The sequence below is a fragment of the Mucilaginibacter gossypii genome, from assembly GCF_017569325.2.
GTDB classification, from domain to species: domain Bacteria; phylum Bacteroidota; class Bacteroidia; order Sphingobacteriales; family Sphingobacteriaceae; genus Mucilaginibacter; species Mucilaginibacter gossypii.
In genome coordinates this window covers 1925333-1945511 of sequence record NZ_CP071878.2, presented here as the reverse complement: position 1 = coordinate 1945511, position 20179 = coordinate 1925333, and the positions used below count along the sequence as shown (strand labels likewise).

General features: G+C 42.7%; 19 protein-coding genes and 1 tRNA gene. 10 read left to right on the top strand and 10 right to left on the bottom strand.

Going from position 1 to position 20179, the window contains the following annotated elements; all coding sequences use genetic code 11:
- Positions 1 to 87 precede the first annotated feature (87 nt).
- A complete protein-coding gene (gene cobA / locus J3L18_RS08215; RefSeq protein WP_129570116.1) occupies positions 88 to 816 on the top strand; it encodes a uroporphyrinogen-III C-methyltransferase in 729 nt (242 codons plus the stop codon).
- Positions 817 to 820: 4 nt separating this feature from the next.
- Positions 821 to 1180, top strand: a complete 360-nt coding sequence (locus tag J3L18_RS08210; RefSeq protein ID WP_129570115.1) for a DUF7009 family protein — start codon at positions 821 to 823, stop codon at positions 1178 to 1180.
- A 66-nt stretch (positions 1181 to 1246) separates the two neighbouring features.
- On the opposite strand, the gene J3L18_RS08205 is transcribed toward J3L18_RS08210, so the two are convergent.
- Together J3L18_RS08205 and J3L18_RS08200 are read right to left on the bottom strand one after the other, a co-directional pair.
- Positions 1247 to 1483 carry a hypothetical protein gene (locus J3L18_RS08205; protein WP_112652375.1) on the bottom strand — a complete coding sequence of 79 codons (237 nt, stop codon included), beginning with the start codon at positions 1481 to 1483 and terminating at the stop codon, positions 1247 to 1249.
- A gap of 4 nt (positions 1484 to 1487) precedes the next feature.
- Positions 1488 to 4922: a beta strand repeat-containing protein gene (locus J3L18_RS08200; protein ID WP_129570114.1), complete on the bottom strand. Its 3435-nt coding sequence runs from the start codon at positions 4920 to 4922 to the stop codon at positions 1488 to 1490.
- Positions 4923 to 5208: 286 nt separating this feature from the next.
- On the opposite strand from J3L18_RS08200, the gene J3L18_RS08195 reads away from it, so the two are divergent.
- Positions 5209 to 5538 (top strand): ArsR/SmtB family transcription factor, encoded by a 330-nt coding sequence (locus tag J3L18_RS08195; RefSeq protein ID WP_129570113.1) that lies wholly within the window; start codon positions 5209 to 5211, stop codon positions 5536 to 5538.
- Positions 5539 to 5552: 14 nt separating this feature from the next.
- On the opposite strand, the gene J3L18_RS08190 is transcribed toward J3L18_RS08195, so the two are convergent.
- Complete coding sequence (locus J3L18_RS08190; RefSeq protein ID WP_311085755.1) at positions 5553 to 6707, bottom strand: hypothetical protein; 1155 nt, start codon at positions 6705 to 6707, stop codon at positions 5553 to 5555.
- Positions 6708 to 7410: 703 nt separating this feature from the next.
- On the opposite strand from J3L18_RS08190, the gene J3L18_RS08185 reads away from it, so the two are divergent.
- The 4 genes from J3L18_RS08185 (at position 7411) to J3L18_RS08170 (ending at position 9894) form a co-directional block, all read left to right on the top strand.
- A complete protein-coding gene (locus J3L18_RS08185) occupies positions 7411 to 7746 on the top strand; it encodes a hypothetical protein (protein WP_091170798.1) in 336 nt (111 codons plus the stop codon).
- 173 nt (positions 7747 to 7919) lie between these two features.
- Positions 7920 to 8009 (top strand) — tRNA-Ser (locus J3L18_RS08180).
- 355 nt (positions 8010 to 8364) lie between these two features.
- Positions 8365 to 9576, top strand: coding sequence for a site-specific integrase (locus tag J3L18_RS08175; RefSeq protein WP_129570111.1), 1212 nt, complete (start codon positions 8365 to 8367; stop codon positions 9574 to 9576).
- A gap of 75 nt (positions 9577 to 9651) precedes the next feature.
- Complete coding sequence (locus J3L18_RS08170; protein ID WP_223266195.1) at positions 9652 to 9894, top strand: ORF6N domain-containing protein; 243 nt, start codon at positions 9652 to 9654, stop codon at positions 9892 to 9894.
- 256 nt (positions 9895 to 10150) lie between these two features.
- Here J3L18_RS08170 and J3L18_RS08165 read toward each other — a convergent pair whose 3' ends face one another.
- The 7 genes from J3L18_RS08165 to J3L18_RS08135 form a co-directional block, all read right to left on the bottom strand.
- Positions 10151 to 11191 (bottom strand): hypothetical protein, encoded by a 1041-nt coding sequence (locus J3L18_RS08165; RefSeq protein ID WP_129570110.1) that lies wholly within the window; start codon positions 11189 to 11191, stop codon positions 10151 to 10153.
- A gap of 609 nt (positions 11192 to 11800) precedes the next feature.
- The gene (locus J3L18_RS08160) at positions 11801 to 12328 is read right to left on the bottom strand and encodes a hypothetical protein (protein ID WP_129570109.1); all 528 of its coding nucleotides are present in this window, start codon (positions 12326 to 12328) and stop codon (positions 11801 to 11803) included.
- Between the two features lies 1 nt (position 12329).
- Positions 12330 to 13544 carry a hypothetical protein gene (locus J3L18_RS08155; RefSeq protein WP_129570108.1) on the bottom strand — a complete coding sequence of 405 codons (1215 nt, stop codon included), beginning with the start codon at positions 13542 to 13544 and terminating at the stop codon, positions 12330 to 12332.
- A gap of 4 nt (positions 13545 to 13548) precedes the next feature.
- Positions 13549 to 15477, bottom strand: a complete 1929-nt coding sequence (locus J3L18_RS08150; RefSeq protein WP_223266194.1) for a type II secretion system protein GspD — start codon at positions 15475 to 15477, stop codon at positions 13549 to 13551.
- A gap of 6 nt (positions 15478 to 15483) precedes the next feature.
- Positions 15484 to 16917: a GspE/PulE family protein gene (locus tag J3L18_RS08145; RefSeq protein ID WP_129570107.1), complete on the bottom strand. Its 1434-nt coding sequence runs from the start codon at positions 16915 to 16917 to the stop codon at positions 15484 to 15486.
- Entirely contained in the window at positions 16914 to 17441 is a 528-nt protein-coding gene (locus J3L18_RS08140) for a hypothetical protein (RefSeq protein WP_129570106.1), read from the bottom strand. Before J3L18_RS08140 ends, J3L18_RS08145 begins: the two co-directional genes overlap by 4 nt.
- Before the next feature lies 1 nt (position 17442).
- Complete coding sequence (locus J3L18_RS08135) at positions 17443 to 17868, bottom strand: type IV pilin protein (RefSeq protein ID WP_129570105.1); 426 nt, start codon at positions 17866 to 17868, stop codon at positions 17443 to 17445.
- Between the two features lie 243 nt (positions 17869 to 18111).
- Here J3L18_RS08135 and J3L18_RS08130 point away from each other — a divergent pair, with 243 nt between their 5' ends.
- From J3L18_RS08130 to J3L18_RS08120, 3 genes are read left to right on the top strand one after another with little or no spacing between them, the layout of a single operon-like run.
- Positions 18112 to 19071: a fibronectin type III domain-containing protein gene (locus J3L18_RS08130; protein ID WP_129570104.1), complete on the top strand. Its 960-nt coding sequence runs from the start codon at positions 18112 to 18114 to the stop codon at positions 19069 to 19071.
- 8 nt (positions 19072 to 19079) lie between these two features.
- Positions 19080 to 19583 carry a hypothetical protein gene (locus J3L18_RS08125; protein WP_129570103.1) on the top strand — a complete coding sequence of 168 codons (504 nt, stop codon included), beginning with the start codon at positions 19080 to 19082 and terminating at the stop codon, positions 19581 to 19583.
- Complete coding sequence (locus tag J3L18_RS08120) at positions 19580 to 20179, top strand: toxin-antitoxin system YwqK family antitoxin (protein ID WP_129570102.1); 600 nt, start codon at positions 19580 to 19582, stop codon at positions 20177 to 20179. Before J3L18_RS08125 ends, J3L18_RS08120 begins: the two co-directional genes overlap by 4 nt.

Sequence of the window (20179 nt, the reverse complement as noted above, 5' to 3'; positions counted from 1 at the left end):
GATTTTTTAAAATGATTTTGCTATTTTAACAAAATCACTAAAATATAAAGGCTTAAAAGTCTATTTTTTAATCACTAATTTAATAAAATGCAAAAACAAATACAAAATCCTGAACTTTTTGTACTTGGAGCAGGTCCAGGAGACCCAGATTTGATGACTATCAAGGGATTTAAGGTATTACAGCAGGCAAATGTGATATTATATGACAACCTGGCTAACAAAGAGTTACTGGCGATAAGCCGGGATGATTGTGAAAAGGTATACGTTGGCAAGCAACCTTATGGTGATTATACACCGCAGGAAACAATTCATGAACTGATAAAACACTACGCATTTACTAAAGGTAACGTGGTAAGGTTAAAGGGAGGCGATCCGTTTATATTTGGCCGCGGGTTTGAAGAAATCATTTATGCACGTGAACATGGTATCACCACACATTACATACCGGGTGTAACCAGCATGCAGGCCTCCGGGCTGGAAGACATTCCCCTAACCCACCGACAAGTGAGCGAAAGCGTTTGGATGGTTACCGGCACCAAAAAAGACGGCAGCCTATCTGCCGATTTAACCTGCGCCATACACAGTAACGCAACAGTTGTTATATATATGGGGATGAAAAAGCTGGCAGAAATAGCATCAGCCTATATAAAGGCTGGCAAAGGGGATACACCGGCAGCTATTATACAACATGCTTCATTGCCCCAACAAAAATCTGCAAAAGGAAAAGTAAGCGACCTTGAAGCTATCGCGGCAGATAATCAGCTTACTTACCCCGCTATTATTATTATAGGTGATGTTGTTAACGTTAAAAATTAAGGAAATGAAGATCAGGATAAAAGGAAACTCACTGCGTTATCGCCTCACCAAAACAGACGTGCAAAACTTTAACAGGGACGGCTATCTGGAAGAAAGCACCAATTTTGGTTCACAAGTATTTAAATATGCATTGCAACGCTCTGCAACTGAATTTTTAACTGCCGGGTTCAGCGATAATACCATAATTATGTATATGCCAGCCTCGATGGCCGTTGAATGGGCAAGCACCGACCGTGTTGGTTACGAAAGCAACAACAACCAGATGTACCTGCTTATTGAAAAAGATTTTAAATGTCTTGACAATGTGGCTGAAGACCAAAGCGACAATTATCCTAACCCATTGAGCTTAAAACTTCAACATTAACCTGGGAGTGAATTTATTTACTGATAAATATACTTTATCAGTAAATAAAAATCATTTAAACCGAAGTTATGATGAAGTTTTGGATTGGTTATTCAACCTTAAATGCCGCACGGTAAAAAATAACGCAACTAAAATTAATATCCATACCCAGGTATCAAGCGGGCAGCCATCAGGTCCACCATCATTACCATCGCAAAGGCCATCTCCCGGATCTGCATAACTCAAGGATACTGTAAGCAAATTGATTATAATAACAGCTAATACTGTTTTCCATTTTGATGTAATTATAGATAATACGTACATACTGTTATTGTTTAAAAAACATTCCGCTCCCAATCCTGTCTCCTGTGCTTTCATTAACTGCAACTACTATGTAAAGTCCCCGGCCTAAACTATTAACATTTTCCTGAAAGGTATTAGTACCAGTAGCCGATAGCTTTCTGACAATAGCGCCCGAAGGGCTAACTATACTTATCCTAACAGGTTTTGAAGATGTTTGTTCTAACTTTATATTTACTGTACTGGCCGAAACCACAGTTGGATATACCAGGAATTTACTTACACCGGGGCCCGGCCGTATTTCAAAATTTAGATTATCAGATAATTTAGTTTCGCCGGTTACCAGGTTTTGGCTAAGCCTATAAACGATCTGGCCACTGCCTGGAGTTTGGTCAGTGTAGCTATACTTACCGGTAGCTGTTGACTGCAGGCTATCTATAGTCAAAAACGTTTTGCCCCCGTCAGCACTTTTTTGAACAGCGAATTTGGTAAAATTACTTTCGTTATCAGTTTCCCAATTAAGGGATATTCCTTCGGCTACTTTTTTACCGTTAAAGCTCAGCAAGCGATAATCGTGTCCCGGTACGATACCAATTTTAAGATAAAACCTGTCATGAGCATAGCTTGCCGGATTTGCATCAACCTTAAATGCGTACTCGGCGTTATTTACAACATCGAGTGAATCATTGGTATATTTATCTTTCAGATAGATGGAATATCTTTCGTCAATGTTCTTTTTTACAGGTGAGGTGAGTTTATAAGTACCATAATTAGAGAAAGTAACGATGAGATTCACACGTTTTAATTTTTCGAGGTTACCTGTGTAATTAGCAAAACACCCTACCGAATCGCTGCTTAACGAGTAAAACAAATCACCCTGCCCCGATGGCCGATAGTAGGGCGCATCTTCACCGGGCACAAACTTGTCGGTAGCATTTTCATCAAAATTGATGTCGGTAGAGTTATGAACAATAGCGTCTTGTACCAGGTTCATAGTTAGACGAGGAATACTGCTTTCAACATTATTGGTAGCCGGGCTTGCTGCAAATGAAGCCGTAATGTTTTTTGAAGGGCTGCCAACAACATTAAATACAGGGGTTGATGGAAGCGCTCCGCTATAATTTGAGTATGCTACCTTCATTGTTTCATCAAACTTAATAGCTGAAGCAGAGGTTGCAACGGTAAAAAATCCCTGCCCTGATAAAGCGTAGCGGCTTGCTCCTGTGCCAATAGATCCGGTACTGGCATCATACAACGCGAATTTGGTTGACGAGCTATTGGTTCCGGTACTGGCATCTTTTACCAGCATATAATAAAATTTATTAGTAGTGTTTACAGTGTAAAGGGTATGCAGATCTATTACCGAGGCATATGGATTACCAATAAGGTTTAAACCTTGTTTAACAGTCGGTGTTGACGTGTGATAAGACAAGGTAGCCGGGGCACTCACCGCGGTAGCGGTATAATAAGTTGGCGGTGTAGATGGAAAATTCACAATATTGGCCGTTAATGTTGCATTGCTGGCCCCCGTACCTTTAATAACAGTTCCAAAAAAGTTTAGCGTAGCATTATCTGTTGCCGGAAAAGGCCTTACAAAGGGGTTTGCTACACTCCTGCTCCCTCTGAAATAGTATAAAAAACCGTTTGCAGGTGGCAAACCCTGGCTTGTTGAGCTAAAAGGCTTGTATTCATTATTCAATACCTGATTTACATCCGAAGTAACCGGTGCGTTTTCATCATAAACAAATACCGAAGGGCTGTTGCCGGTAGCTGTAGCATCATCAAATCCATTTGTTGTACCACCTGGACCGGTAATGTACGTTGTAGCGATAAGCGGTAAAAGATTATAGGTGCTAAGCGAACCGGTTGTTAAAAATGTTGATGTTGTATTAAGTACCGGCGATGACATTAGCATATAGCGACGCAATGTACCTTTCACATAACGTTGAACATTGATACTGCCCGTAATGGCGCCTGCTGAAAGACTGCCGATACTTGCATCGCCTGCAGCGGTGGATAGTATGGTAAGCGCCGTTGTGGTCGATGTGACATTGCCTACCGCAAGCGTTGACGATGAGTTAACATTTAATGTATAAGTTGGCGCGACGGTAAATGTACTTCCTGAGGCCATTGTTTTTGTTCCGCCTGTGGTGAAGGTAACATTGTAAAAATTTGTTCCCGTGGCAGTTGCGTCTGTAAGCGTTTGGGTTGTACCGTCAAATGATATCAGCGCGGATGGATTAGGCGTGAACGTACCTGTATTTGTGTAATTACGCGAGATATTTAAAGCACCCGTACCCATATTCATGGTACCTGCATTGCTGAGTGTTCCGTTTATATCAATTGATCCCGCACCACCGGTAATGGTTGCTGCCGAATTATTCGTCCACGTGGCCGCTGTTGATCCGGCTACACCTATAGTAGTGGCAGTATTTGTGGGGTTTGAAAAGGAGACGTTTGAGTTTGTCGTAAGCGTAGAATCGACGTTAAGATAACTCGTCTGCCCCGTACTTGCAGATCCACCTATAACCGCTGTCCCTGTCCCCTGGATCACCAGGTTATCATAAATAGGATCAGTTGAAGCGTTAGTGTTAACTACCCCACCACCAGGCCCAAACCCAAGTGTGGCTGTAGTATAAATTAACGGATTTGAGCCGGTATACCTGACCGTTGCCTTACCACCCGGGTTATGGTCGCCATAAAAGTTTGCTGAAGAATACGGGGTGACCAATGTACCAATAGCACTCGTATTAGCCAATACTAATGTGGGATTCGTATTCGTGTTTGTTACTTTATACGATGTACGGGCATTGACCGTAAAGTAACCCGAATTTCTGGCCGTCACACCCCGGTTGGTAAAATTGATCTGTCCGTTTATGGTCATCGTGCCTCCTTCAAGCCTGATACCGCTGCCATTTATTTGTCTAACGTTTAAATTAATATTAACGTTATTGCTAACTGTAAAAGCAGATGCTTCAAGGATTAAAAACGAAAAGGATGAGGTTGTTACAGAAGCAGTGCTACCAAACTGTAAGTTGGTGCAGGTTACAGTTCCCGTCCCTCTGATATCATTAAAAATGCTTGTACCTGAAGTGCTTGAATTATAGTTTTGGGTAATATCTCCCGCTACGGTAAGTGTGGCGCCGTTAACGGTTAAAACGGTTCCCGTTAATGTTGTACCGCTTAATACGTAAGTGGAAATGTATTGAATACTTCCAAATGTAATAGAACCAACTGTTACACTTGTAGCCAATACCGGCTGATGGGTATACGTTGATCCGGTTACCCCAAACTGAACAATGTCATCGGTTCTGCCCCCACTCCCCGGGTAAGTGGCTGTTCCACTTCCCGAGCCGGAAATAGTCCAATTTGCTGTAGTATTCCAATCCGTTGATGAACTGCCGTCCCAGGCAAAAGTATAGGAAGCGAGGGCGTTGCTAGCACAAAAGAAAAGATTTATCAAAAGCAGTAAAAAAAATTTCCGTGGTGTTTTAAAGACAGCCCGCAAGTGCATAGTTATCCCATATTTATTAATAGTTACGTTTTACGAAAAACTTATCGCAAAGGTTTTTAATTAAAACATGAATTAACCTATAATTAATACTTCTTACTCTATCTTGCTCATTTTAAAGCGTATTTACAGTTGAGCAATATCAGCATATGCAACCTTATGAAGATTGGATGAAGGCTTAGGCCGAGAGTTGTTCATGTTTAAATATGAATTATATATTTGTAACTCATATCTAAACATGGCTAATCATAAAAAGACTGAGTTTGCCGCAACAGATCAGGACATATCAATGGTAGCAAAGGCGCTGTCGCACCCTGCAAGAATCGCTATTATGCGCATTTTGGCACAGCACAAGCATTTTACCTGCGGCGAAATAGTTGAAATACTCCCTTTAGCGCAGCCAACGGTATCCCATCATTTAAAAGAATTGATGGATGCCAAGCTGATTACTGTTGCAATTGATGGTAAAAAATCGTTGTATGATGTAAACTGGCCAACCTGGAACAAGTATACAGCCGAGTTTGAAAATATGCTCAGTGCTATTAACAAGGCGGAACAGGAGCCCTAATCTGCCCGCTCAATTTATGGGTTATATTCGTACACAACCTTATAAGGCACCTGTTTAAGCGAGGCAGATACCTGTCCTATCTTCAGATCACGCAGTTGTGGCGTAGGCTCACAAAAGGAATAAGCTTTTCCTTTATAAAGCAAGGGTTTACCCATCGGTTTATCAAACTGCACTGCCATAGTTATATGAGTTGGATATAACACCGCTATCATCGGCAAATTGTATATTTCTTTAACAAGGTAAAAAAATAATGCGGCACGATCGTCGCAGTCGCTGTATTGGGCAAACAGGGTTTCTTCCGGGCTCAACCGTTTCTCCCGGCCAAAATTCATATCATCATTTTCATATAAAAAGGCATATCGCGTAAAATGCATCAGGTAATCAACGCCTTTTTTGAGACTCATGCCGTCCACATTTTTCTTTAGCAAAGGAATCAGCGATCCATAAGTTTCTTTACTTAGGGGAATATTGAAGTAATATTCAAAATCGACAACCGGATAATTCCTGAAAATGGAATCAATCAGCGGGTTAAGCTTAATCTTGAAATAGTATGCCTTATGCCGATAGGTAAACTGCAGGTCCTTTTCAACATAGTCCGCAGGCGTAAAATCAGGCATGCTCGTAACCTTATATGAAAATGAGTTTATTGCACCGGGCACATTGATATCAACAGGAATAGCAGGTTGTATTGTAAGATCGGTACCCGGGTAATCATGAATGTTAAGACACATGTACTTTTTATCATTAACCGTATAAGAAGGAATATCTAATACATCTTCATTGTTGTAAACATAAAAAATGATTTTTTTTCCGGCCAGCGCCAATCGTGCATCATAGCCCGATTTAACCATCAGGAACCATTTATACAAGGTATACCTACTGTAATTTTTTTCTTTAGGACTTATCTGCTGGGCAGTTTTACGCACGAGCTGGTAATACAGCCAGTCATTAAGCTGGTGATCTTGTTTATAACTCAACAATGCATCAAGTAGAGGTTTATAATTACCGGCATCAACATTGATATAAAAGCTTTTTATGTTATTTACCGATAGTCCGCTTGTGGTATCGCTAATAGTTAAAGCATCGGCATTAAATGTACCATCATAAAAAGCAAAACAAATCCTACTGTTATTTTGAGCAAACAAATTAACTGTACTTAAAAGTATCAAACAAGGGAATAATATTTTAACATATCTGCCCATAGCAAACACATCATTTTACTTATAAGGGTTAAAGCATTTTGGTTTATGTCTAAATATACAAAATTGCAAATTAAAACATCAATTGACTTAATATTATTTTAATCGTTTAACAACATACTATTAATACTAGGCCCATAGATTTGAATTGGAAAATTATGATGCATGGGGACAGAAACATTTGGTAAAAGAATACTATGCTTATTTATAGCAATAGGATATTTCTTTTTTTCGTGTTTGTATGTTACACGATGCCCCAAAATTACAGGTCATGCTAAAACAGGAAAATATTTAACGCTTAACAACGGAACGGTAAAACAAAACGATCCGGTTATTTCGAGTGCAAATAACAGCAAATCGGCACCTGTTCTCTTTTTATCCCGCCCCCGTGTCATTTTCGGCAAAACCTTAACTGCATTAAATGATCAATTCAGGTTAATTCGTACCTGTGAGTTATGCCCGTTCCGGCTCATATCACAATATGACACTCAAAGCAGATTTCGGTCTCACAAGGTTTTTTACGCTGCTAACATTTTTTCCATTACCTGTACCTGGAAAATCTGAGTTATCAGCTTCTCACCTGCCAGTACCTTTTACAATGTTTTCTTAATACCTGCATTTACAGCGATTAACGCTGTATTATTAATTTATTTAAAAATCGTGTATACAAGTTATGCCTTATTTCAACTTAAAATTTTCAAATACCGATAACGAACTCGCTAATTTTGCCAAAGCCCTTGCGTTGCCGGTCAGGATTGCCATTGTTCGTATCATTATAGCTAACGGCAATTTAGTACCCAAAGAAAGTTTATATAGCATCCCATTTAACCAGGAAACAATAACCAAGCACATTGCCGAATTAAAACGGATGGGTATTTTAAAGACTCATGGTTTACGCGGCTCAATTAAATACAGCATTGACGAGCGATTGTTTCGTCAAATGGCCGATGGATTCGCCATGCTATTTGAAAGTATAAGAAGATTTGAACATGATCTGCAGGATTATTAAACTTGATTATACGAACATCGAGGTGAATTTCTGAACGTAAAATGATTAATTGCAAAAAAAGTTCAATTATAATAACCTGATAAACAGACACTGCGTTATAACATTTGCTTAGCCTGTGCTTAAAGTACCAATTCAGATTTGGCAATTCGGTTCAGATTTGTACTTTTGCGCCCGGAGAGTTGGCAGAGTGGTCGATTGCGGCAGTCTTGAAAACTGTTGAACTGTGAAAGGTTCCTGGGGTTCGAATCCCTAACTCTCCGCCAAAGGTAAAAATTGAAAAAATGCGCTATTCGTAGCGTTCAAGTTCAAAAAGCGCCAAAAACGGCCTCAGTGAAGCGGAATCGCAATAGGTTCAAAACCCTAGCTCTCCGCCAAGTATTATTCAATTAGGATCAAAAGCGCTGTAAATAAATCATTTACGGCGTTTTCTGTTTTTAGCCCACACCAAAATAAACCAATAAATCGCTTTGCTCCAGTGACCTGCCGGTGACCTTTTTTATGGTACTTTCGCAGGTCACCGGAATGCTTATAAGTTGCTGTTATTGAGCCTGTTTAGTAATTAAACATCTTGATTACAGGAGGATATGTAACTAATTTTATTCACTTAAAGCTTCAGCGATGAACAAATCTTTTAACCTCCTCTTTTACGTAAAGAGATCAAAAACAAATGCCGAAGGCCTCGCCCCTGTTTACCTGCGTATCACTATCGATGGCGTGCGCATCGAAGTCTCCTCTAAACGCTATGTCAATCCCGACAAATGGAATACAAACGCTCAGAAGTTAACCGGGAACAATGAGGAAACGAAAAGCATCAATGCTTACCTGAAAACATTAGAACACCAAGTGTATGATGTCCATCGGGATATGATAGAACGTAAGTTACTGATCACTGCTCCCAACTTAAAAGACAGGCTCCTCGGCGGCAAACCCTCGCCCGGAAAAATGCTGGTGCCGATATTCCAGGAACATAACCGTCAGGTTGCTGCCCTTATTGGCAAAGAATATGCAAAGGGGACGCTTGATCGGTACGAAACAAGCCTAAAACATACACAAGCATTCCTGCGATGGAAGTTCAACTCCTCGGATATTGATATCCGGGCAATAGACCACGAGTTTATCATGGCTTATGATTTTTATTTGCGTTCGGAAAGGAGCTGCAATAACAACTCAACTGTCAAATACCTCAAAAATTTTAAAAAGATAATACTCATTTGTATAGCCAACGGATGGCTTGATAGAGATCCGTTTATCAAATACAAACCGAAAGTTAAAGAGGTTAAACGCGACTTCTTAAACGCTGAAGAACTGGAGGTGATGGCAAATAAGAAACTTGTCAGCGACCGAGTATCACAGGTAAGGGATATTTTTCTTTTCAGCTGCTACACAGGCTTAGCTTATGCGGATGTTAAGAAATTAAAACGTTCGGAGATCGTAACCGGGATCGACGGACAGAAATGGGTTTATACCAGTCGTCAGAAAACTGATACTTCGACCCGAATCCCTTTACTTCCCCAGGCAATGGAATTAATGGAAAAATATGAAGATCATCCGCAATGCGTAGACCAAGGTTTATTGCTTCCTGTGTTGAGCAACCAGAAAATGAATAGCTATCTGAAGGAAATAGCCGATGCCTGTAGCATAAATAAAGAACTGACTTACCACATAGCCCGCCATACTTTTGCAACGACTGTAACACTTGCAAATGGCGTTTCTATCGAAAGTGTATCTAAGATGCTCGGTCATACGAACATCAAAACAACCCAGCACTACGCGAAAATCCTTGATATGAAAGTCGCCCAGGATATGTCTAAATTAAGGCAGATTTATTAAAAGACAAGCTAGTCGATAACCATAGAGCCAATTATGGCTCTATGGTTAATCATCACATTTATAACCAACACCTACATGAATATTACAAAATCAGTATCTGATGATATCATCATGACTAAAATTTATTATATCAGGGATCAGAAAGTAATGCTGGATAGCGACCTCGCGGAACTTTATGGTGCAGAAACACGACGTCTGAACGAACAGGTAACCAGAAACATGGACAGGTTCCCTGAAGATTTTATGTTCAGATTAAATGAATCGGAGTTTGAAAGTTTGATGTCGCAAATTGCGACATCAAAACGTGGAGGCAGATAAAAAAGCTTCGATTGGAAATTGAACAAATTAAAAGCAAATTGATAAGGCAGGATAAAAGCCTTGAGCTGATATTTGGATATCTGGATGAACTTATACAGAAAAAGTCGCAACCAACAGATAGAAAAAGAATTGGTTATATGCCGGATACAATTTACCTTTCTGATTAGCTGTTTCAAATTCACAGATTTTTTTTTGTTGGGATAGCAAATTCATCAAATAATGAGACGTATCCCGGTTTTTAAGATTTATTAAACTGCTATTTTAATGAATCTAATAACATCTCTATTCGTTTCAAGCGTACTTCAGAAGCCTTATTTATTACCTCCTGGTCGAACAACTTCTTTTGTTGTTCTTTAATGATTTGGTCTTTTTCGATTAGATAAAGAGTAAGCTCTTCAACTTTTTTCATCAGCAGCTTGTTCATTTCGCCCACATTCAGTCCCGCTTTCAAAATCTCCTGTTCTGAAGGAATTTCCGGTAAATGCTGGTTCTGGTCAATGTAAGCTTTAACATCGCTCAATGATGGCAACCTATAATCTTTTTTGAAAACATAATCGCTCCATCCGTTCAAATCGATCAATACGGATTTGGAATGGATGGTTCCATTTACAGACAGCTTTTGATCTGGTGTCAATGTTCCAACGCCAATATTTCCCACCCCGTCAATAACCAGATCATTGCCATAATACCATTGAGAACCGGTACCTAACTTATTGAACGACCGTCTTGTACCAATGATCATTTTGCCTACAGCGCTTGCATTACTGGCATTGCCCGCTACGGTTATTATTCTCCCCTGCCCCCAGACGTTGCTACCATCTGTATTTGCCGGAATTACAAACTCCAACTGTGCTCCCTGAACCGCTGATCGCCCACCGGTATTACCCTGTATTATCAGGCCTCCTCCTAAGGCATTCCGACTATTATCCCCATCTATGTCTGTACCTTGGCTTATGATATGAAGATTTGTTTGCGGGGTTTTTGTGCCAATACCTACGTTGCCTGTTTGATCAATACGCATTCTTTCTATCGTATTAGTCCAGAACGTCAAAGGGGCATTGCTTCTTTGAACAATCCTGAAACCGGCATTATTATAAGCATTTAGTTGAACATATTGAGCTGAATTTGTTTGATTCATAGATAAAAAGTCAGCTCCTGAGCCATTTAAATGTAGTAAGCCAAGGGTTGGGCTTGTTGTGCCGATACCAACATTGCCGGTTGCCGGAAATGTGTTTTGCGCATAACTATTGATGGTCATTAATAAAAGCGCGGAAAGAATTGTGTAAGTAAGTTTCATGATTAATATTAATTAAGGTTCTAGGTGTTTATGATATTATTAAAGGCACAGTTGTATCCTGATACTATGTAAGGAAATTATATTAGATATAAATACGATTGCAGTCCTTTACAAGGCTTTAGTGACGAAATATTACAATGGGGATAAAGATCATCTGATAAAAAGTTAGGTATTTCAAATATAATTATTTATGGTTTAAAACAAACACTTCTTCGTAAATAATTATTATAACACCTGTGGATAAATCTTGAGAAGCATCCTAAACCAAAGCCCCAAGAGGTTATTCATTTCCACCAGATCGTTAGACTCGAAATTATAGGGAGTCCAACTGGCGAATTTATCAACAGCCGGGTTAATGTCGTTAAAACCTGCCCAGTTGCGGATCGTCCTCCCCGTAAAGGGCACCATGGCTGTTTTCATAGAGGGAACGCAAGGCACGCGTTCGCCAGTTCAGAGATATTGTTAGCTGTATCTACATTAAATCGACTATTAGCCTTACCCTGCGACACATCGTCGAGCCAAATTTCGACTAAAAATGGTTTCTCCCACTTAATGACGAATCAAAAATCATTTGTAAAATAAATTATTAGGCTTTACGTAAATAGTAACCTACTTTATGATAACTTCAAAAAGCACTTCCAGTAATATCATCCTGCTGTCGGAGGTTCCCTCGTTCCTTGTTGGCGCCCGAAGCGAACAGGAACGGATCCTACCCGTGCCGTTTGCTTGCTGTAACTGGTTCAGCAATTTCAGCAATGAAAAATAATCGCCGGAAAAGGTCAGTTTTTGAAGGATATATTTTTCCGTATGATAGTTTTTATCCTGTAAGGGTGCGCTCACAAATTTGACATTATTTTTTTCTGCCAGGAAGGCGATGGCATTGATCGCGCTGCTCCTGTACGTCAGCGTATCTGCACGGTACAGACTGATGATCCTGTCCAGGTTAGCTTTTTTCCGGTCTGTATACCCGGGTTGCTCAGTTGCATTGTTTTGTTGTGTGAGTTGCTCCCTGAGTTGTTTGTTCAGGCTTCTGGCTTGCAGCGTATGCTTGAAGGCCAGGCCATAGCCCGCAGCAGCCAGCAAAACTGTCCCCAGCACCAGCAGATAAACTTTCTTAAAAGGCCAGTATTTCAGCATATCAATAGGTTAGCATTATCGTGAATATACCTGTATTCAGTTCATTGTTGAAGTTGTAGCTTTCCAGCTCCACGTTTTTTGCCCATTTCTTTGATTTCAGCCGGGCTGCCCATTCATTGACCGGTATGATCTGCGCCGACTCCCCGCGGATCAATATCTTCCGTTCCCGGAATTTTATTCCACCAAATCCATGGTCAGCAGCGGCATCGACCGGATTGATGCTGATCTCTTTCAACGTAATCTCGGGTGGCATCATTGCCGCCGCCTGATCAATTAAACTGCTTTTATTAATCCCGCCATCCCAGCCGAGTTCTTTTAACAACGATTCTTTCTGCCTGATTTCGTCATTCAAGGCTTGTTGATCTGTACTTGTCCTGGCCGAGCTGCTTACTTCGGCTGCAAGCCTGGTATTTTCAGCATTCAGCCCTGAAAGCCACACAAAATTGCCCAGCAGCAAAACGAAGAAAACCAGCAGAATGGCCATCCCGTTTACCTTGAATTTTCTGTCATTGATCAGTCCGTCAAATGCCGATCCCAGGACGGGTATATCTGCCTTAACTGCGTCAAGTTTACCCGACAGCAGCAACTGAAAAGCCGCCGCATATGGCAGCAGCAGTTGTTGGTCTAATACTTCGCTTTCTACTTTAATGGTATAGGGTGCCTGGAATTCTTCATGAAAACTGACCTTTTCCCAGTTTTTGTCTGCCGATCTTGCAATTTTTATACCTGCAAATAAGATTTCTTCATCATAGATATTCAATTGCGGCAGGATATGTGCTATTGGAAAAGGCCCAAGGCTCAGCATAAGCGGGGAAAGCCCCTGCTCCGAAATAGCTTCCAACCATTTGTCGGCCTCTGTTTTGCGGATCACGGACACAAAAGAATGCCCGCCGGAAGGAAAATGCTGTACATAAAAATCATCTATGGATGCGTTAGGCAATACGGAGGAGAAGTTCGAAGGGGTAATGTCCTCTATCCTCTCCAGTTGTTTATACAGCACTCCCCTGCCCGAGATATTAACACTGAGAGGTATACCCGCCTTAACCTGTTTTTTTATTTCCGGCAAGCTTAGCCCGGTAAGTTTGTTTTCAAAGGAAAGATTTTTACCCTCCAGTGATAGCTGACAGCAATTAACTGTCGCGCTGCCATCTTTGCTAATAACAATACCCAGTCCCGCTGCCTCCTTAATTCCGTAAAAGCGATCCAACACTGCCATATACCTATCTGATAATGGTCGATTTAATAAATAATACGCTTACTACTTTTGATTTGGTTTTAGTCCTGCTGCTGAAGATCCATTTTAATACCGGAATCCTCGACAGAATAGGAATACCCGAGCCGCTTTCATCACTCTCCGTCCTTTCAATGCCGCCCAGTACAATGGTGTCTTCACTATGTACCCGCAAGCTGGTCTCGAACTTGCTGATCGACTGGGGCGGCGGTGAGCCATCTGTTGGAATAGAGGTGAAGTCAGAAATATTGACGCTGATGCCAAGCGTAACCTCATCATTGCCCGACACGAGCGGTTTGATCCCGATCGACAGGTCGGCATTCACCGCCTCATACACATTGGAAAAGATGGATTGCGTCGCCGTTGTTGTGATCACATTCTGGGTTGTATTTTTATAATATCTTTTACTGCCGATGCTCATTTTAGCAGTATGCCCGTTCAGGGCGACCAGCTTGGGTACTGAACGGACATCGACATTATTGCTTTCCTCCAGCGCTTTCAGGCTGATATAAAAATTGGGGGTCACCCGGCCCAGGTTGATAGAGCTGTTTTTACTCAGGCTGCTCAGGAAGCTGTTGATCGATTTGGCCCCAAACGTATAGTCCAGGCCGGAAAGTACTGTTCCCCCTGTTTTCACACTATCGGAAACACCCGCAGAGATCCCGGTGGATATGGTATTGGATTTATGAATATCGATCAATGTCACCTCAACCAACACGCTTGGCACCAAAACATCCAGCTGCTTGACAAAAGCTTCTACCTCGTTGATTTGAGCGTCCGACCCCGATACCAGCAGGGTGTTCTGTTCACGAAATTCTTTGATCTCCAGGCCTCGTTTCCAGTCAGACGGGATCATCATCATCACCGTATCGATCGCGCGGTTCTGCAGGTGGATCGCCCGGTAAGACCTTAAACCCTCCTGTTTGCGGTCACCGATAATATAGATCCCTCCTTCGGCATGGAAAGTGTACTCCGTACTTTTAAACAGGAGGTTGAGGAAAGTATCATAACTTACGTCCGTTACATGCAGCGTAATATTTCCTTTGATCTCCGAGTAGATCGAATAGCTTTTGCCCGTTTCCTGCGAGGCCTGTTTAACCATGTCGTTAATCGGCGCGTTGACCGCATCAGCGGAGATCAGCTTTTGCCCGTTTACTATTCTCACGTACAAACCTGTCGCGCCCCCGGCAGCAGCGCCAGCCGGCCGGAAATTTTTACGGACCGACGTATTTCTATCGCCATTGACATATAGTTCCTCGTTCTCCCCGAGCGGTTGAAAAAGGTAAAAGCCATCTGCAGTCTTGACCATTTTTAATTCATTAGTGTAGGCCAGCTTTTCCAACGCTCCTTCAAACGGCGCGCCGGCAATAAAGGCCGTAACCAGCTTACCCTGTAATGAGCCCGGCACGATCACGTTTTTGCCGGAGACCTGGCTGATCTTTTTGGCTACCGCGGGCAGACTGTCATTCTGTAATTCAAGCGATAAAGTGTTATCAGTCTTGTTATACTTAGCGTTGATATCCTTTACCGGCGGCTTTACAAAACGATTGGGGTCCTGAAAGGGGGTCACGTAAATAATCGTTCCCACTACCGAAATATCCAGGTTATACTTTTGCGCCAGCAACATGAGAATATTGGCTGCTGTCGCATTGTTAAATGTATCGTAAACGATTACCGTCAGCGCCGGGTCAACGCTGATATTCAATTCATTGGCACGAGCCAGTGAATTCAGGTATTCCCGGATCGATACACCGCTAACCCTCAGTTGCACACGCTGACTCAGACCAGGCACCTTGCCGGCCAGGTCGTCCAGTTTCTGATGGATACCCTGGATCCGCTCCGTTTCCTGCGCAATAGTTGGGCTCAGGCAACCGGCAGCAATGATAAAAAATAAAAAAAGTAAAAATCTTTTCCCCATATCTCCTTAATAATTAAATAACAGCGGGTAAATCTCATCAATTGAAGTATGTCCCTCGCTGAATACCTGAAATGCATTTTCTGCCAATGTATGGATACCGCGGTCCGTCAATAGCCGGTGGATATTAGCATTTCCTCTCTTAATCTCTTCAGCCAGGTCAAGGTCGATCGGGATTACTTCATAAATCGCTTTCCTGCCTTTATACCCGGTATAGTAACACTGTTCACAGCCATGAGGCTTGTAATGATGTGCTACATCACGTGAAGGCCGGTATTGGCGCGGATACATCGAATTGTCAAAATCATGCAGCGTTTTGCAATGCGGGCACAATAGCCTGATCAAACGTTGCGCCGCTGTCGTAGAGAGCGTATTCGCCACCAAAAAAGGCGGGATTCCCATATCGATCAGGCGCGACACCGTTCCCCAGGCTGAATTGGTATGGATAGTTGACAATACCAGGTGACCGGTCAGTGCCGCCCTGATCGCCATATTGGCGGTCTCCGGGTCCCTGATCTCGCCGACCATGATCACATCCGGGTCCTGCCGGAGGAAGGTCCGGAGCGCAGCAGCAAAACCCAGCCCAATTGATTCTTTCAACTGTACCTGGTTAATCCCCTCCAGCGTATATTCCACCGGATCCTCAATGGTCAGGATATTCCGGGTTTCTTTATTCAATAACTTTAACGTCGCATACAGCGTGGTTGTCTTCCCTGAACCTGTAGGCCCGCTGATCAGCAGGATACCATTGGGGCGCCTTACACCCTGCAGGTAATTTTCCAGGTCAAAACCCGAAAAACCAAGGCTGTTCAGATCGATATCTGTCGCATCATTGTTTAACAACCTCAACACCACCTTTTCACCATATAAAGTTGGCAAAACGGAAACACGGATATCAAACTGGCTATCACCACTTTTAAAGTTGATCCTGCCATCCTGTGGAAGCCGCTTTTCGGCAATGTCCAGATTCGCGTAGATCTTGATTTTGTTGATCAGTGCCGGGTAATCATCATTTTTTAGCAGGTAACGCTCTACCATCATGCCGTCAATCCGGATCCTTACCCGGCATTTATGCTCATACCGTTCAATATGAATATCGCTGCTCTTCAGATTCTTCGCTTCGGCGATCAGGTTTTCGAGAAAATTATCCGCATGGTTGCTCAATTGCAGTTGGGAAGCGCCCTCTACTGCGTTATCCCGCAGGTAATACTTGGAAAGTAACCTGGCGATCATACCGGCCTCTAGCGGCTCCAGCAACACCTCTTTACCCAACAGTACCTCCAGTTCGGCAGCGAGGCTATCATCTTCTGCTCCTGCTTCACAATACAATTCCATTCGGAGGGCTGTACCGTTCTTCGGAAGAACACGGTAATGCCAGGCCTGCTCCTTGCTCAACAAATGGATATTTTCAGTTAACAATAAAATCTCTTCCCCGCTTCTCATAATAAAAGGATATGACGCAACCAGTTATCATCTGTCACATCGAAGTGAAAATACCACCAGTCGGCCATCAAAAACAGAATCAATAAAACAGATTGAAACCCCGCAAGGGGGATGTGGGCTCCACCTTTTGCCCAAACGAGCTGCCACAACAACCAGCAAAACAATACCACAATCAAACTTGCCACATAAAAAAACACGAAGCTTAATACTGACAAATAAAAAGCGGTAGCTAAAAAGAACAGAATATCTCCCCAGCCCAGAAGCTGCTGAGTAATATTGACGATCCGCCGATTTTTAAGCGAAAAATATACAGTCAGTACAGCGAGTTGCAAACAGACAAAAAGAAGATTGAAAGTAACAGGTTCCCAGTAATCTTCCAATTGACGAAACCTGAACCAGTGCATACCAGCAAAAGCAGCCACTAACAAAGGGAACCAAAACCAATATACCGACCGGCTCTTAAAATCCTGCACTGCCAAAGCGCCAAGCACCGTCAGGATGATTAATTTTAAAACCAGCGACACCTCAATCCGGGGTTACTTCTTTCAGGTTCTTGTCCTGGTCAATTTCCCAAACATTAAAAGTGCCGTTACCATTAAAATCAACGACAGCAGTAGCTTTGGCTGTAAAGCCGGTGTTAGAGGCGTTGGTGATCTCGATCCGGTAATTAGCTTTGGCATCCTTTCCCTCCGTACTCAGTTTTTCCTGGATAAAACCCAGCTCGGCCAGGTCCCTGGAATATTTGGAATGCTCGTAGAAATAGTTTTTTTCTAATACCTGTAAATGATTGAGCTGTAATTTAGCCTCTGTACTTTTGGCCTTCGTAATTAAAGGAAGGAGGTTGGGTAATACCAGTAAAACCAATATCCCGATGATCACCAAAACCACGAGGATCTCGGTAAGTGTGTACGCAACAAGGCGCTTTGGTGATTTCAATTTAGGCAACTTCATTATCAAATTTCAGCACTAAGCTAACAAATATTTATGTTGATGCAAATATGCTCATTTAATAATATTTGAAATTCAGCTGATTAAAGTTTATTTATTATGTATTAAAATCAAAGCAAATTATTCATTACAAACAAATTACACCCGCATGAACTCTCCATCAGTTACACCTGCACAGACAGCCTCCAAACCCTGCGTTAAAAAACATTGCAAGTCTTTTCATGAATTATTTTTAATTTAGTCGAAATGAAACTTAAACCCGCACAGATCCTGTTGGCCTTGTTTGCCATGCTGATGTTTTCCCTATCGGCCTGCAAGGATTTTATCGAGCCGAACATCAGCAAGCGGCTGGTATCGCTCAAGGCACCTTCAGATAAATATCAGAGCACGAACTATAATATTAATTTTTGGTGGGATGAAGTGGAAGATGCGCTCTCCTATCGCCTGCAGGTTGTGACACCGGGCTTTGACACCATTGGCGGTCTGGTTGCTGATACCTTGGTTAAAGGGAACCGCTTTACGTTAACGCTTGATCCCGGAGAATATCAATGGCGGGTAAGGGCAGAGAACGGCAGCTCCCAAACGGAATTCAGTACGCCCAACCACCTTACTGTCATTCCTTCTTCACTTACGGCCCAAACGGTGATCCTTGGTTCTCCTGCCAACAATACCGTCACTAATCAAAGCAGCGTAACTTTTAAATGGGCTTCATTGTTCAGTGCTGTGAACTACCACATCCAGGCGGATACCAATAATTTTGCCGATGCCAGCCACATCCTCGTTGACCTGACCATCCCGGGTCAGCAGTATACTTACAAATTTCCGAAAGACCAGACTTATCAATGGCGGGTGCGGGCAGAGAACGCTACGGAACAATCAAAATGGTCTGTTGTTAATAATATCAGCTTCGATGCTACCGCCCCTGCCGGCGTAACGCTTTCCTCACCGCAAAACAATGCGGTAGTCAGCAAACCGGTCAGCCTGCAATGGACTAAATCGGCCCCGGCATCCAACTATAAACTATACGTATACAAGGCAGACTCGACTACTTTGTACAGCACAGCGTTTCCTGCTTTACTGAATACCAACACTTACAGCTTTACCCTGGGCTCATCCGGGGAAAGGATCTACTGGCGGGTTACCGCGCTTGATGCAGCCGGCAATGAAAGTGCTCCCTCCGCGCTGCAAAGTTTTGTACTGCAATAACAGGCATTATGAAGAATAAAAAATTCACATACCTGCTTGGCGCCGCCGTACTGATCGTCTGGGGCCTGATCCTGTACCGTGTATTCGGAGCGATGGGTGATAATGAACCCGATGAGCCGGCAATACCCGGCCCGGTAAAAAAAGAGGCCTATAATGACTATGCCATTCCACCTGACACCACGCACTTACTGCTGAACTACCGGGATCCATTCGACATGGTAGCTGCTAAAGATACCACTAGCCATAAGCGTAGTTCTTCAGGGCCGGCGCAGACAGGACTACATCCGGCTGTACCTCCCATGAACTGGGATTTTATCCGGTATGTGGGCTATGTCAGGAACCCTGATTCCAAAAAACTCGTGGCCATGGTGCACCTCAACGGAACCGAGTTGATGATGAGCGAAGGCGAATCGAGCGGCAGCCTGAAACTCATCAAAAACCTGCGGGATTCGATCAGGATCAACTACCAGGGCAAAATCAAGTTTATCCCCCTTAAGCCAGCAACGCCATGAAGAAACTATTACTTTTCATTTTCATTCTGTTATCCCGTGGCGTTATGGCCCAAATGCCGGATTACGGGCTTTATAATATTCATATCAGCGATTCAGCGAGAATCATCCGTGCCCAGGTAAACCCGGTTTCAGGTACGGTTTTTACAAGGCCGGGGCTCTTATATTACTGGTTTGGCAGTAACATCATCCATGAACAGCAAGGCGGCTTCAGCGGTAAACTGCTCAACGGCAGTTACGAAGAATCCGACAGGAACCATCATTTGATCATGCAGGGAGGATTTAAGGGCGGCCTTAAAGATGGTGTTTGGAAAACCTGGAATGAAGGCGGTAAGCTTGGCAGCATGATTACCTGGTATGAAGGTGTAAAAACAGGCAAATTCGCTTACTATGATGCATACGGCAAAGAAACGCAGTCCGGGAAGTATGATCATGATTTACTGGACGGCAAGATCACGTATCATACCGGCACCGATTCGGTTAAAACCATCCTGTACAAGGATGGCAAAATAGTACCGGCGAAAAACAGCAGTTTCCTGAAACGGATCAACATTTTCAAAAAGAAAACAGCCGGAACTCCGCAACCCAAAACACCCTGA

What these genes read in the sequence shown, in the direction of transcription:
- J3L18_RS08135 (WP_129570105.1), bottom strand. Translation starts at nt 17,868, where the DNA reads ATGAAGTTGCCTAAATTGAAATCACCAAAGCGCCTTGTTGCGTACACA.
- J3L18_RS08175 (WP_129570111.1), top strand. Translation starts at nt 8,365, where the DNA reads ATGAACAAATCTTTTAACCTCCTCTTTTACGTAAAGAGATCAAAAACA.
- J3L18_RS08185 (WP_091170798.1), top strand. Translation starts at nt 7,411, where the DNA reads ATGCCTTATTTCAACTTAAAATTTTCAAATACCGATAACGAACTCGCT.
- J3L18_RS08125 (WP_129570103.1), top strand. Translation starts at nt 19,080, where the DNA reads ATGAAGAATAAAAAATTCACATACCTGCTTGGCGCCGCCGTACTGATC.
- J3L18_RS08210 (WP_129570115.1), top strand. Translation starts at nt 821, where the DNA reads ATGAAGATCAGGATAAAAGGAAACTCACTGCGTTATCGCCTCACCAAA.
- cobA (WP_129570116.1), top strand. Translation starts at nt 88, where the DNA reads ATGCAAAAACAAATACAAAATCCTGAACTTTTTGTACTTGGAGCAGGT.
- J3L18_RS08130 (WP_129570104.1), top strand. Translation starts at nt 18,112, where the DNA reads ATGAAACTTAAACCCGCACAGATCCTGTTGGCCTTGTTTGCCATGCTG.
- J3L18_RS08205 (WP_112652375.1), bottom strand. Translation starts at nt 1,483, where the DNA reads ATGTACGTATTATCTATAATTACATCAAAATGGAAAACAGTATTAGCT.
- J3L18_RS08170 (WP_223266195.1), top strand. Translation starts at nt 9,652, where the DNA reads ATGAATATTACAAAATCAGTATCTGATGATATCATCATGACTAAAATT.
- J3L18_RS08150 (WP_223266194.1), bottom strand. Translation starts at nt 15,477, where the DNA reads ATGGGGAAAAGATTTTTACTTTTTTTATTTTTTATCATTGCTGCCGGT.
- J3L18_RS08155 (WP_129570108.1), bottom strand. Translation starts at nt 13,544, where the DNA reads ATGGCAGTGTTGGATCGCTTTTACGGAATTAAGGAGGCAGCGGGACTG.
- J3L18_RS08145 (WP_129570107.1), bottom strand. Translation starts at nt 16,917, where the DNA reads ATGAGAAGCGGGGAAGAGATTTTATTGTTAACTGAAAATATCCATTTG.
- J3L18_RS08160 (WP_129570109.1), bottom strand. Translation starts at nt 12,328, where the DNA reads ATGCTGAAATACTGGCCTTTTAAGAAAGTTTATCTGCTGGTGCTGGGG.
- J3L18_RS08165 (WP_129570110.1), bottom strand. Translation starts at nt 11,191, where the DNA reads ATGAAACTTACTTACACAATTCTTTCCGCGCTTTTATTAATGACCATC.
- J3L18_RS08120 (WP_129570102.1), top strand. Translation starts at nt 19,580, where the DNA reads ATGAAGAAACTATTACTTTTCATTTTCATTCTGTTATCCCGTGGCGTT.
- J3L18_RS08195 (WP_129570113.1), top strand. Translation starts at nt 5,209, where the DNA reads ATGGCTAATCATAAAAAGACTGAGTTTGCCGCAACAGATCAGGACATA.